This window comes from Streptomyces sp. NPDC058525 (genome assembly GCF_042719495.1).
Taxonomy (GTDB): Bacteria; Actinomycetota; Actinomycetes; order Streptomycetales; family Streptomycetaceae; genus Streptomyces.
Window position 1 is genome coordinate 25,828 of record NZ_JBHXNP010000094.1, and the last position, 12,787, is coordinate 38,614.

Here is a 12,787-nt window from a genome sequence, read left to right on the forward strand (position 1 = left end):
ACGACGGAAGGAATCCCCGTGTCGCCTGGTGAGTTGGTCCGCGCGCTGCGTCGGCGCTGGTACGTCCTGGTCGTGGCGATGGTGCTCGCGGCCGCCGGCGCACTCCAGGTGCTCCGCCCCTCCGTGACCTACCTGAGCTCGGCGATCGTGGTGCTCAAGCCGCCGGTCACCGGCAGCCAGCCGAACCAGCTCGCCAATCTCCAGCCGCCGCTCGCCGCCGTCTCGTACGCGGCGGTGCAGCAGCTGGCCTCGCCCGCGGGCGAGGCCGAGCTCAGGGCCGCGGGCGTCACCGGCACCTACCGGCTGATCCCGCGCAACAGCGGGACCAGCGTCACCCCGCGCTATCTGATCCCCTCCCTGCAGGTCCAGGCGGAGCAGACCGATCCCGACGCGGCCGACGCGGCCGTGCGGGCGGTCATCGACACCTACTCCCGGCACCTGACGGACATGCAGACGCAGCAGGGGATACCGGACTCGGCGCGCATGAGCGTGTACGTCCTGGTGCCGCCGACCGCGGTCGCGCAGCACGGGACCAAGAGCCGGGGCCTGGCCGGGGTCGCCCTGCTGGCCGCGCTCGGCGGGGTGCCGGCGGCCCTGTGGACCGACCGGCTCCTGCTGCGCCGCGGGCGGGGCCGCGAGCGCGACGGTGGCCGCCGAGGCGCCCCGGCCGGGGCCGAAGCCCGGACCGGGGCCGACGTCGGAGCCGCCGCCGACGAGGCCCCGGCCGGAACCGGCCGGGCGCCGGCGGTGGCGGCCTCCCGCTGACGGGATATGACGGAACATCAGATCCCTCGGCGCTTCCACGACTGCCACCACAGCCATTCGCGGCCCCGGTCGGCCACCGCCGAGAGCACCAGCGGCTGGAGGTAGGGCATGGCCCGCGCGCCGATGCGGCGGCGCCGGCCCAGCGCCCGGTACTCGGCCAGTGACGCGTACCCGCCGGGCAGGCACTGCGCGGCGAACTCCACCAGCTCGTCCACCGGTACCACCGCCGTGCGCCCCCGGTCGTACGCGCGATAGGCGCGCCGCAGCGCGTACCGGGCCAGCCGGGTGCGCGCCGCGACCGACAGCCGGTCGGCCTCCGGGAGCAGCCCGCCGCACTTGTCCAGCACCGAGTCGAAGGCGACGAGCCGCTGGCGCAGGTCGTCGAGCTGCCCGCCGAAGTCCGTGGTGGACATGTTGTCTCCGTGGACCCGGTAGAAGGCCTGGTCGGCCCCGCGCACATAGCCCACGTCCGCGTGCGCCGCGAGCCGCATCCACATCTCGATGTCCCCGGCGTGCGGGAGCTGCGGATCGTAGCCCCCGACCTTGCGCTGGAGACTGGTCCGCACGACCACCTCCGGTGAGGTGATGCACCCGGTGCCCTCCCGGAACCGCCGCTCCAGCCACCACCGCCCGGGGTAGACGACCGACCCCGTGCCCTGCGTACGGGCCGCGGGCAGCGGACCGCCGTGCCGGAAGCGCAACGGCCTGCCGTAGGCGAAGCCCGCCTCCGGATGTGCGTCGAGCAGGGCGGCGGCCCGTACCAGGGCGCCGGGGACCAGCCGGTCGTCGGCCGAGAGCAGGGCGACGTAGTCCCCGTGGGCCCACTCCAGGAGGCCCTCGTTGTAGGTGGCGATGTGCCCCTGGTTGCGCTCGTGGACCCGGACCTCGATCCGCGGGTCGCCGGCCGCCAGCGCCCGCGCGACCGTCGCGGAGTCGTCGGGCGAGGCGTCGTCGATGATCAGCACCCGGACGTCGACGCCCTCCTGTTCGTCCAGGACGCTCTTGACGCAGTCGGCCAGGAAGTGGCCGTACTTGTAGCAGGGGATCACCACGCTGACGGTGCTCACTGGCCGGACACCTCCGTCGAACCGTCCGACCGGATGCCGGACGGCAGTGTCGTGGTGAAGATCGGGCCGACCCAGTAGTTCACCGAGCCGAAGGTGTTCGAGGGGAACGCCGTGGACGGCCCGTACTTGTAGAGCCCGTTCGCGCTCCCGGGGGTGTCGGCCGGGGCGACCAGCGGGTAGGAGCGGTGGGCGCCGCTGAAGTAGCCGCCGTCCACCGAGTAGTTGCCGTTCGGCGCGTGGTACGAGGCCACGTACGTGGTGCCCGCCGTGATGGGCACGGGCGTCGCGAACTGCAACTGCTGCCAGCCCGACAGGGTTTCGCTGCCGAAGGTGCCGGTGGCCAGCAGGGTGCCGGAGGCGGACCACAGGCTGCCCGTGTGGGTGCCGGTGTTGCCGGGGCCCTTGTAGAAGGTGACACCGGTGATGTAGCCGCTGACGGCCGACTGGAAGCGGGTGCCCAGCTCCACCGAGTTGGCGTCGTCGCCCACGTTCGCGGTGCTCGGCGTCGCGCTGCCACTCCACAGCGTGCACGGGCAGGTCACCGTCGGAGGGCTCGCGCTGGTCGTGAAGTTCCAGGTGACCGGCGCGGTCATGGCGTTGCCCCACAGGTCGGACGCCCGGATGGACGCCGTGTACGTGGTGTTCAGGGCCAGTTCGGAGGACGGGGTGAAGGTCGCGCGGTTCGAGACGGAAAGGACCTTGGTGCCCGGGACGGTGGCGCCGCCGGCGTCCTTCACGGTGAACACCAGCGTGTCCGCGTCGACGGCGGTGCTGAAGGTGGCCGTGACCGCCGCCGTGATCTGCGTTCCGGTCGCCGCGGACTGCGGCGAGGTGGCGGTGACGGTGGGCGGCGTCGTACTCGCGGTGGAGGTGTCCAGGACCGCGTCCACCCAGTAGTTGCTGCCCGAGGAGGCGGTGGACGGGAATCCGCCGGTGGCGCTGTAGCGGTACACGCCGTTGCCGCCGTCGGTGCCGCTCTTCAGCGCGGTCAGCGGGGCCAGGCCCGCGTCCCCGCCCGCGAAGGTGGTGTCGAAGGAGTAGCCGCCGTTCGGGGCGAAGTAGGAGGCGATGTAGGTGGTGTTCGGTTTGACGGGCACCGGGCTGGAGAAGTTCAGCTGCTGCCAGCCGGACGCCGTCTCGTTGGTGAAGGTGCCGGTGGCCAGGCGCTGGCCGGTGCTGCTCCACAGGCTGCCGGTGTGGGTGCCGGTGTTGGCGGGGGACTTGTAGAAGCGGACTCCGGTGATGGAGCCGGCCACCGAGGAGCGGATCTTCACGCCGAGCTCGACGGCGCTGCCGTCACCGGCGTTGACGGTGCCCGGCACGGCCGCGGCGGGCCACACGGTGCAGGGGCACTGCTGGGGGCCGACGGTCAGCGGCACGGTGGTGGTCGCGCCGATGTTGACGCTGTCGTCGACCGCCCGCACCTTGATCTGCACGGAGCCGGGGACGGTCGGCGTCCAGGTGTAGCTCCAGGGCCCGAGGCCCGTGGTCTTCTTCCAGGTCGTACCGCCGTTGGTGGAAACCTCCACCCGGGCGACCACGCCGCCGCCGGTGTCCGCCGCCGTGCCCGTCACGGTCACCGGCCGCAGCGCCGGCACGGTGGCGTTCGCCGCCGGGCCGGCCACGGTCACCGCCGGGCCCACGGTGTCCGTGGAGGCGGTGGAGGCGACCAGGTCGCCCTGCAGGGACTTGGGCTGGACCCCCATGTCGGCGAACACGTTCACCGTGGCCTGCTGCATGCGCTTGTCCGCGGTGACCACGGTGTCGTCCGGGTTGCCCGTGGGCATGTTGGTCAGGCCCCAGGACCACTGCACGGTGCCCGCGCCGAACACCAGCGCGCCCGAGGTCTGGTCGCGGAAGGCCACCAGGCTGTGCGTCGCGGTGCCGTTGCCGTAGGTGTTGCCGTAGTCCTTCAGCAGCTTGCCGTCCTCGATGTCCACCGTGGTGGACGACATCTGGATCTGCCCGGCGGGCCGGCTGGCGTTCTCCACGTCGCTGTCCCACTCGTAGCCGAGCGTGCCGGTGGGGAAGGTCGCCGTCTGCGAGGGCGTGAGGTTCGCGACGCTGGTGTTGCGCCACAGCCGCTGCTTGGCGAAGGTGCCCGGCACGGTGATCGCGTCGCTGCGGTAGCCGTTGACGCTGAACATCGAGCCGGTCAGCTGGTTCTGCGGCTGGAAGGGCCGCCCGCCCGTGGCGCTGGCCGGGTCCATGAAGGTGCCCGTCCAGATCCCGCTCGGGTCGGGGATGCCGTTCGGCTGGGGGAAGGACAGCTTGGTCTCCTTGTAGGACACCAGCGTCCGGTTGGGGGTGGCGGCCCCGTCGATGCTCGGCGCGAGACGGGTCTTCCAGAACACCTCGTTACCGCTGAAGTACGTCTGGTGGACTCCCGCGCGGCGCGCGCTCAGCGCGTTCGTGAACTGGTCCTGGGTCCAGTACTCGTCGTGCCCCGAGGACATGAACACCTTGTGGTTGCGCAGCAGCGTCCCGCCGCGCAGCGACATGTCGATGCCGGACATGTAGCTGACGTCGTAGCCGTTGCGCTCCAGCCACGCGACCATCTGGAACTCGGACCCGTAGATCCCGTTGTCCCCGCCGATGTCCATCGGCCGGTTGTAACTGACCTCGTACGCCCGCCCGTCGGGGGCGGGCCCGCCGCCGTCGTAGAGGTCCTGGCCGCCGTAGTTGTTGTACGCCTGCCAGGTCTGGTCGCTGGTCTGCACGACGATGTCGGAGTGGCTGGAGTCGTTGCGGACGACGAACGGGTACGGCATCACGCCGTTGCCGTCCGTCTGGTCGAAGTTGACCACGTACAGGCCGGAGACGGCGTCGGCCGGCACCGTCCACGTCGCGGTGACCGGCCAGGTGCCGCAGTCGACCAGCCCGGTGGAGGGCTTCGTCGTGCACGCGGCCGGGTTCCCGCCCTGCGCGACGTTCGCCGGATACGTCTGCGCCGCCTGGGCGGCGGTCGACATCAGGCGGGCCCCGTCGCCCCCGTAGTGGCCCAGCCGGTAGACCGACACGCGGTACGGCGTCGGCGACTGGATCCTGAACTGCACGGTGTCCCCGGCCTGGACGCTCGCCTGGCCGGGGAAACCCTTGATGTCTCCGTACGCGCTGGGCGCGAACCAGTCGGACATCGGCGTGCCCGGTTTGGAGTTCTCGCACACGATCGCGTTCGTGCCCGGACCGCAGGGGTCGGCCGCACCGGCCACCGAGGCTGGGGGGAGGACCGTGGCCATCATGGCCGCGGTCACGGTGAAGAGACCGTACCGGAGCAGCCTCGTCCGTCTGTTCATCTGGACCTCATCGTCTACGTCGGCACGGGGCGTCAGCGCAGGGCGTCGGCGAGCGCGGCCACGACCCGCTGCTGCTGCTCGGCGGTGATCTGCGGGAAGAGCGGAAGGGAGAGCATCCGGTCGGCGGCCAGTTCGGCGTGCGGGAAGTCACCGCGGCCGTGGCCGAGGTGGGCGAAGGCCGGGGTGAGGTGCACCGGGGCCGGATAGTGCACGCCCGCGCCGATGCCCTCCGCGTTGAGCTTGCCGACGACGGCGTCGCGGTCGGCGCCCGCGGCGACCCGTACGACGTACAGGTGCCACACGTGCACATTGCCCGGCTCGGTCACGGGCAGGGTGAGCCGCCCGGCGGCCGCCAGGCCGTCCAGCAGCGCGTCGTAGCGGGCGGCGGCGGCCCGGCGGGCCGCGTTCCGCTCGGCGAGCCGGCCCAGCTTCGCCCGCAGGACCACGGCCTGCAGACCGTCCAGGCGGCTGTTGAACCCGGCCACGTCGTGCCGGTACTTGGCGACGCCGCCGTGGTTCGCGAGGGCCCGCACCAGGTCGGCGCTGGCCTCGTCGTCGGTCACCACCGCGCCCGCGTCCCCGTACGCGCCCAGGTTCTTGCCCGGGTAGAAGCTGGTCGCGGCGATCCCGCCGCTGCCGGGGGAGCGGCCGTCCCGGGTCGCGCCCTGGCTCTGCGCGGCGTCCTCGACGACCCGTACGTGCGGCGGCAGCCCGGCGGCCAGCTCCGCGGTGTCGGCGCACTGCCCGTACAGGTGGACGGGGACCACCGCGCGGGTGGCCCCGCCGACCGCGTCCAGCGCGGCCCGCGGGTCCATCAGCAGACTGCCGGGCAGGCAGTCCACCAGCACGGGCCGCGCACCGATCCGGGCGACGGCGCCCGCGGTGGCGATGAAGGTGTTGGCGGGCAGCACCACCTCGTCCCCGACGCCGACCCCGCTCGCGCGCAGGGCCAGTTCGAGGGCGTCGGTGCCGTTGGCGACGCCCACGCAGTGCCGGACCCCGGCGAACCGCGCGTACTCGCCCTCGAACGCGCGGACTTCCTCACCGCCGATGAAGGCGGTGTCGGCCAGCACACGGTCGAAGCCGGCCCGTAATTCCCCGGCCACCTCGGCGTGCGCCGCCTTCAGGTCGACGAGCGGTATCTGGTTCATGAGACTGGGCTCTCCATCCGTGTCCCCGGCCACCGGCCGGTCATCTCCCCATCGGTGCGCAGCTCGTCGAGGGCCGGACCGTCCGCGGCCCGCAGCCGGCGGGCCGGGCTCCCGGCCCACACCTCGCCCGGCGGCACATCGGCCAGCACCGTGCTTCCCATACCGGTCAGCGACCAGGCGCCGACCGTCGTGTACTCGCGGACCAGCGAGCCCGCCCCCAGATAGGCCCCCCGCCCCAGCCGCACCCCGCCGCCGAGGCGCACCCCCGAGGCGAGGGTGGCGAAGTCCCCGACCGCGTCGTCGTGCGTGAGGACCGCGTGCGGCATCACCGTCACGTGCGACCCGAGCCGGACGGCGGCCGTCAGGACGCAATGCGCGAGCAGCACCGAGCCCGCGCCGAGCATCGAGGACCCCGACACCGCCGCCGTGGGGTGGACCACCGTCGCGTAGCGGCTCACGGGCAGCCCCAGGCGCCGCACCAGCCGGGCCCGTACGGCGTAGTCGCGCGGACTGCCGACGCAGACCACCACGCGGGCGTCCCACAGCTCGTGCACGCGGTCCGAGCCGCCCAGCACCGGCGTCCCGTCGACCTCCCGGCCGTGCAGGGCCGGGTCGTCGTCGAGGTGCCCGGCGAGCCGCCAGCGCGGCGCGAGGCCCCGCGCCGCGTCGGCCGCGGCCACGTCCCGTACCGCCTGCGCCGTCTCCCGGGCGAACCCGCCCGCACCGACGATCAGCAGGTCCTCGGTGACCCGCGGCCCGTTCATCCGCCGGCCTGTTCGCGCAGCACCGAGACCACCCGGTCCTGCTGCTCCCGCGTCATGGTGTGGAACAGCGGCAGGATCAGCGAGTCGCGGCTGATCCGCTCGGTCACCGGAAGCGGCGCCGCGCCGTGTCCCGCGTAGGCCGGCTCCAGGTGCGAGGCCATGATCCCGCGCCGGGCCGAGACGCCCGCCTCGGCGAGCACGCCGAGCAGCCGGTCCCGGCCGACCGGGAAGTCCTCGGCCAGCAGCACCCAGTACGACTGGAAGTTGCCCTCGCCGTGAGCGGGGTCCCCGACCGGGCGTACGCCGGGGACGGCGCGCAGCAGTTCGGTGTACCGGGCCGCCAGCTCCCGCCGCCGGGCCACGATCGCGTCCAGCTTGCCCAGCTGCACCAGGCCGACCGCGGCCTGGATGTCGGTCATCCGGTAGTTGTAGCCGACCTCCAGATAGCTCTCGACGATCGGCGTGCCGCTCGCGTGCCGCTGCGCCGCGGACACGTTCATCCCGTGCTCGCGCAGCCGCCGCAGCCGCTCGGCCCACTGGGCGTCGTCCGTGGTCAGCATGCCGCCCTCGCCGGTGGTGATCACCTTGCGGGGGTGGAAGGACCAGGCGGCGAGCAGTGCGCCGTGGCCCACGGACTTGCCGCCCACGGTCGCGCCGATGCCGCAGGCCGCGTCCTCCACCAGGGCGAGGTCCCAGTCGGCGCAGGCCGCGCGCAGCGCGTGCACGTCCGCGGGCACCCCGCCCTGGTGGACGGCGAGCACCGCCTTCGTACGGGGGGTGCGGACCGCGTCCACGGTGGCCGGGGTCAGGTTGCCGGTGGCCTCCTCGACGTCCGCGAACACCGGCCGCGCGCCCACGTAGCGCACCGCGTTGGCGGTGGCGATGAACGACAGGGAGGGGACGACCACCTCGTCGCCCGGTCCCAGCTCCAGGGCCACGAGGGCCAGGTGCAGGGCGGTGGTGCACGAGCTCACGGCGATGCCGTGCCCGGCGCCCACCCGCTCGGCAAAGGCCCGCTCGAACTCGGCGACCCGGGGGCCCTGCGCGACCCAGCCCGAGAGCACCGCGTCGGCGGCGGCCCGCGCCTCCTCCTCGCCAAGCCACGGCACCATCACGGGGATCCGGGCCCCGGCGCCGGCGCTCATCGGGCGTCTCCCGCGGCACCCGAGGCATCCGAGGCACCCGGAGCACCGGCAGCCGAGGCGCCCGCGGCCGTGTCTGCGGCGCGCTCGGCCCGCCACCACCGAACCAGGTCCCGCAGCCCGCCGCGCAGGTCGATCTCCGCCGTGAAGCCGAGCCGCCGCGCGGCCTCCCCGGTGTCCGCGAGGCGCCGGGTCACCCCGTTCACGGCGCGGGCCGGCCCGTGCTCCGGCACCAGGTCCGGGCCCGCCCCCATCGCCTCCAGCAGGCCCAGCGCCAGCTCGAGCAGGCTGGTCTCGGTCCCGCTCGCGACGTTGAACACCTCGTCGGTCAGGTCCGACTCGGCCGCCAGCAGATTGGCCCGGGCTATGTCCCGGACGTCCACGAAGTCCATGGTCTGGGTGCCGTCGCCGAGGATCAGCGGCGGTTCGCCCGAGGCGATCCGCTCCATCCAGCGGATCAGCACCTCGGTGTACAGCCCGTGGATGTCCATCCGGGGCCCGTACACGTTGAAGTAGCGCAGCGCGACGTAGTCCAGCCCGTACATGGCGTGGAAGCTGCGCAGCATGCCCTCGTTGAAGGCCTTCGCCGCCCCGTAGAAGGTGTCGTTGTTGTACGGGTGGTGGCGCTCGGTGGTCGGGAAGGTCTCGGCCAGCCCGTAGACCGAGGCCGAGGACGAGGCGATCACCTTGCCCACCCCGGCGGCGGCCGCGGCCTCCAGCACGTTGAACGTGCCGTCGACCATCACCTCGTTCGCCAGCCGCGGTTCCTCCGCGCACTGGGTGATCCGGATCGCGGCGAGGTGGAACACCAGGTCGGTGCCCTCCGTCGCCTTGCGGACGGCGGCGGCGTCCCGGATGTCGCCCTCGACGACCTCCACCACGCCGCTCGGCAGGGCGCGGGCCAGGTTCGCGGCCCGTCCCCGCACGAAGTTGTCGAGCACCACGATCTCGCGTGCCCCGTTGTCCACCAGCAGGTCCACCAGGTGCGAGCCGATGGTGCCGGCTCCTCCGGTGACCAGAATCCTCTTGCCTCGTACGCTGCTCAACGCCCTGCCCCTACTGAGTCGGTCACGGTCTTGCGTGCGGAAGGTCTGCGAAAGGTCTGCGAAGACGTCTGCGAAGACGTCTGCGAAGGGTGTCGGAAGGTCCGCTGAAGCCCTGCGAACGGCCGCGGACCGCCGTGCACGTGCCGCGGACGGCGGCGCCCGACCGCGGACGGCCGCGCACGTGGTCGGGGCGGCCCGCGGCCGCGCCGCGAACGGTCAGCGGCCGGTGCGCAGTCCGACGACCGCGCCGCGGAACTCCAGGCTGCGGGAGGCGGCTTCGAGGATGTCCAGCACCTTGAGGCCGGCCCGGCCGTCGGTCAGCGCCGGCCGGCCCGTACGGATCGCGGCGGCGAACTCCTCGACCATGCTGCGCAGGGCCTCCTTCTCGCCGAGCGCGGGCGCGACCATGTCGCCGGTCCGGTAGGAGACGAGCATCTCGCGGCGCTCGTCGGCGCCGATCTCCTGCGGGGCCGTCAGGTCCACGCCGCGGTCGAACACGGCCACGCGCTGGGAGGGGTTGAGGTCGTCCCACACCAGCGTCCGCTTGGACCCGCCGACCATCGTGGTCCGCACCTTCGTCGGCGAGAGCCAGTTGACGTGGACGTGCGCGATGGCGCCGGTGCTGAGCTGGAGCGTCAGGTACGCCACGCAGGACTGCCCGGCCCCGATCGGGTCGGCCCCGTGGGCGGCGACCGCGACCGGCTGGACGTGGTCCGGGAGGATGAAGTCGAGGACCGACAGGTCGTGCGGGGCCAGGTCCCACAGGACGTCGATGTCCTTCTGGACGAGCCCCAGGTTGATCCGGACCGAGTCGACGAACTGGATGTCGCCCAGCTCGCCGGAGCGGACCATCTCCCGGATGCGGCCCACCGCCGGGGTGTAGCAGTACGTGTGGTCGCACATCAGGGTGAGGCCGCGCTCCTCGGCCTCCCGTACGAGCTTCAGCCCGTCCTCGTACGTGGCCGCGAGGGGCTTCTCCACGAGGACGTGCTTGCCGGCGCGCAGCGCGGCCAGGGCCACGTCCAGGTGGGTTCCGGCCGGAGTGGCCACCGCGACCGCCTCGACGGCCGGGTCGGCGAGGACCGCCGCGTAGTCCGCGGTCGCCTCGACCGTGGAGTAGCCGCCCAGCACCTGCCGGGCCCGGTCCACGTTCAGATCGCACAGCCAGCGGAGCCGGAACTCCGGACTGGACTGGAAGTTGCGGACGAGATTGGGGCCCCAATAGCCCGCGCCGACCACGGCGACGCCTAACGGTCCGGTGGGCGCCGGGCCGACGGACCCGGCTTCCTTTGCAGTGTCCTTCACCGGATTCCTCCAGTCGGGTAAGCTGGCCACTGTGCGTAGCGAGAACCAAGCACGCACGGTGTGCTGATCGAGAACCAAGACAGCACGTGTACCTCCAAGCTTTGCTGTGCAACCCGGGCTGGTTTCAACCCGGCTGGTGTTGATCGTGGAAGACCTGTCGGGTCGCTGACCCGCAGGCAGCGTGAGCCAGGAATCCCCCTGCTTCAGCTGGGGGAGGATTCAAAGCGTTCCCCTTCGCTCCGCCCCCCCGGCCGCCCGGCGCTCCCCGCGCGCCGGCCCGGCCACGGGCGGGCCGCGTGTTCCCCCAGGCAGCCCACCCCGTAACGACGGTCAATCTAGTCCACCGGGCCTACGCCCGTGGAGAGTTGGCGACAAACGCCTGGAGCGAGTGTTCGACCGTGCATACTTCCCGGGTGACCAGCATCGTGATACCGGCCCACAACGAGAGCCGGGTCATCGGCCGCCTCCTCGACGCCCTCCTGTCCGGCACCCCGGCCTCCGGGACCGACATCGTCGTGGTGTGCAACGGCTGTACGGACGACACCGCCCGCGTGGCGGCGGAGCGGGGCCCGCGCGTTCGGGTGGTGGAGATCCCGACTCCCTCCAAACACCGGGCCCTTCGGGCCGGCGACGAGCACGCGCGCGGCTTCCCCCGGCTCTACGTCGACGCCGACGTCGTCTTCGGGGCCGACGGGGTACGGGCCCTGACGTCCGCGCTCGCCGGGAGCCCGGAGCTGCTGGCCGCCGCCCCGGGCCGGGAGATCCCGCTGGCCGGCTGCGCATGGCCGGTACGGGCGTACTACCGGGTGTGGCAGCGGCTGCCCGCCGTCCGCGCCGGCCTGTTCGGCCGGGGGGTCATCGCGGTGTCCGAGGAGGGGCATGCGCGGATCGCCGCGCTGCCCCCGCTGATGGCCGACGACCTGGCCGCGTCCCTCGCCTTCGGCCCGGGGGAGCGGCGCGTGGTCGAGGCGGCGCGGGTCGTCGTCCACCCGCCGCGCACCTGGTCGGACCTGATCAGACGGCGGATCCGCGCGGCGACCTCCTCCGCCGAACTGGAGCGCTTCCAGGAGTCGTTACGCGGCGGGCGGGCCGACTCGCCCCCGCCGACGGCGCGTACGGGCACGGCCGACCTGCGCGCGCTGCTGCGGTCGGATCCGCGGCTGCTCCCCGGGGTCGTGGTGTTCGCCGCGGCCGCTCTCGCCGCCCGCAGAGGGGCCCGCAGGGCCATCGGGAACGGAGACTTCTCCACCTGGCTGCGGGACGAGAGTTCGAGGAGCTCCTGACCATGTACCTCGCGGACCGCTCCGCCCCCGCCGGGGCGCAGGGCGCGCCGGACCGCGGACCCGGACGGACGCCGGCGGTCGCCTCCGCCGTCCTCGCACTGGGCACGGTCAGCCTGATCACCGACATCTCCTCCGAGATGGTCACCGCCGTACTGCCCCTGTACCTGATCGCCGGACTGGGCCTCAGCCCCCTCGGGTTCGGCGCGCTCGACGGCGTCTACAACGGCGTCAGCGCCCTGGTCCAGCTGACCGGCGGGCACCTCGCGGACCGGGTCCGCAACCACAAGCTGATCGCCGGCATCGGCTACGGCCTGTCCGCCGCGTGCAAGCCGCTGCTGCTGTTCGCCCACAGCCTCGGCCCGATCGGCATGGTCCTCGCGCTGGAGCGCACCGGCAAGGGCCTGCGCACCGCCCCGCGCGACGCGCTGATCTCGCTGTCCACACCCGCCGAGTCGCAGGGCCGCGCGTTCGGCGTGCACCGGGCCATGGACACCACCGGGGCCCTGCTGGGCCCGCTGGCCGCCTTCCTCATCCTGAGCGTGGCGGTCGACGGCTACGACGCCGTGTTCGGGGTCAGCGCCTGCGTCGCCGCGCTGGGCGTGGTCGTGCTGATCCTCTTCGTACCGGGCACCGGAGGCGGCCCGGGCCGCCTGGGGGCGGCGGGATCGGCGGGGTCTGAGAGGTCGGCGCGGTCGGCGGGGCCGGGCTTCGGCCGATCCGGCCCCGCCCGCCCCGCCGCCCCCGGTGCCGCCCCCGGCCCTGGTGCCGCCCCCGGCCCTGGTGCCGGCCCCGGCCCTGGTGTCGGCCCCGCCCCCGGTGTCGGCACCGGCCCCGGTGTCGGCCCCGGCCCCGCCGGCCTCGCCGACGCCGGTGCCGGCCCCGACCCTGGCGTCGGCCCCGCCCGCGCCGCCGGCCCCGCCGCCCCCGGTGCCGCCCCCGGCCCTGGTGCCGCCCCCGGCCCTGGTGCC

The 12,787-nt window shown here is 73.6% G+C and carries 10 protein-coding genes; 3 read left to right on the top strand and 7 right to left on the bottom strand.

The window, feature by feature from the left end:
* The first annotated feature begins 18 nt into the window (after positions 1–18).
* A complete protein-coding gene (locus ACFWP3_RS32695) occupies positions 19–765 on the top strand; it encodes a hypothetical protein (protein WP_384228292.1) in 747 nt (248 codons plus the stop codon).
* Between the two features lie 17 nt (positions 766–782).
* Here the strand turns inward: ACFWP3_RS32695 and ACFWP3_RS32700 are convergent, their stop codons facing one another.
* The 7 genes from ACFWP3_RS32700 to ACFWP3_RS32730 form a co-directional block, all read right to left on the bottom strand.
* Complete coding sequence (locus ACFWP3_RS32700) at positions 783–1,832, bottom strand: glycosyltransferase family 2 protein (RefSeq protein ID WP_384228294.1); 1,050 nt, start codon at positions 1,830–1,832, stop codon at positions 783–785.
* Complete coding sequence (locus ACFWP3_RS32705) at positions 1,829–5,128, bottom strand: DUF4082 domain-containing protein (RefSeq protein WP_384228296.1); 3,300 nt, start codon at positions 5,126–5,128, stop codon at positions 1,829–1,831. Before ACFWP3_RS32705 ends, ACFWP3_RS32700 begins: the two co-directional genes overlap by 4 nt.
* Before the next feature lie 32 nt (positions 5,129–5,160).
* Positions 5,161–6,279: a DegT/DnrJ/EryC1/StrS family aminotransferase gene (locus ACFWP3_RS32710; protein ID WP_384228298.1), complete on the bottom strand. Its 1,119-nt coding sequence runs from the start codon at positions 6,277–6,279 to the stop codon at positions 5,161–5,163.
* On the bottom strand, positions 6,276–7,043 hold the full coding sequence (locus ACFWP3_RS32715; protein WP_384228300.1) for a NeuD/PglB/VioB family sugar acetyltransferase: 768 nt from the start codon (positions 7,041–7,043) through the stop codon (positions 6,276–6,278). Before ACFWP3_RS32715 ends, ACFWP3_RS32710 begins: the two co-directional genes overlap by 4 nt.
* Positions 7,040–8,188 (bottom strand): DegT/DnrJ/EryC1/StrS family aminotransferase, encoded by a 1,149-nt coding sequence (locus ACFWP3_RS32720; protein ID WP_384228302.1) that lies wholly within the window; start codon positions 8,186–8,188, stop codon positions 7,040–7,042. The genes ACFWP3_RS32715 and ACFWP3_RS32720 overlap by 4 nt, the downstream gene beginning before the upstream one ends.
* Positions 8,185–9,231, bottom strand: a complete 1,047-nt coding sequence (locus tag ACFWP3_RS32725; RefSeq protein ID WP_384228304.1) for an NAD-dependent epimerase/dehydratase family protein — start codon at positions 9,229–9,231, stop codon at positions 8,185–8,187. Before ACFWP3_RS32725 ends, ACFWP3_RS32720 begins: the two co-directional genes overlap by 4 nt.
* Before the next feature lie 216 nt (positions 9,232–9,447).
* Positions 9,448–10,536, bottom strand: coding sequence for a Gfo/Idh/MocA family protein (locus tag ACFWP3_RS32730; RefSeq protein WP_384228306.1), 1,089 nt, complete (start codon positions 10,534–10,536; stop codon positions 9,448–9,450).
* A gap of 413 nt (positions 10,537–10,949) precedes the next feature.
* On the opposite strand from ACFWP3_RS32730, the gene ACFWP3_RS32735 reads away from it, so the two are divergent.
* Together ACFWP3_RS32735 and ACFWP3_RS32740 are read left to right on the top strand one after the other, a co-directional pair.
* The gene (locus ACFWP3_RS32735) at positions 10,950–11,819 is read left to right on the top strand and encodes a glycosyltransferase family 2 protein (protein WP_384228308.1); all 870 of its coding nucleotides are present in this window, start codon (positions 10,950–10,952) and stop codon (positions 11,817–11,819) included.
* Between the two features lie 2 nt (positions 11,820–11,821).
* On the top strand, positions 11,822–12,787 hold a 966-nt coding region (locus ACFWP3_RS32740), incomplete at its 3' end, for an MFS transporter (protein ID WP_384228310.1).

Coding starts and splice junctions, on each gene's coding strand:
- ACFWP3_RS32705 (WP_384228296.1), bottom strand. CDS start 5,128: ATGAACAGACGGACGAGGCTGCTCCGGTACGGTCTCTTCACCGTGACC.
- ACFWP3_RS32710 (WP_384228298.1), bottom strand. CDS start 6,279: ATGAACCAGATACCGCTCGTCGACCTGAAGGCGGCGCACGCCGAGGTG.
- ACFWP3_RS32715 (WP_384228300.1), bottom strand. CDS start 7,043: ATGAACGGGCCGCGGGTCACCGAGGACCTGCTGATCGTCGGTGCGGGC.
- ACFWP3_RS32720 (WP_384228302.1), bottom strand. CDS start 8,188: ATGAGCGCCGGCGCCGGGGCCCGGATCCCCGTGATGGTGCCGTGGCTT.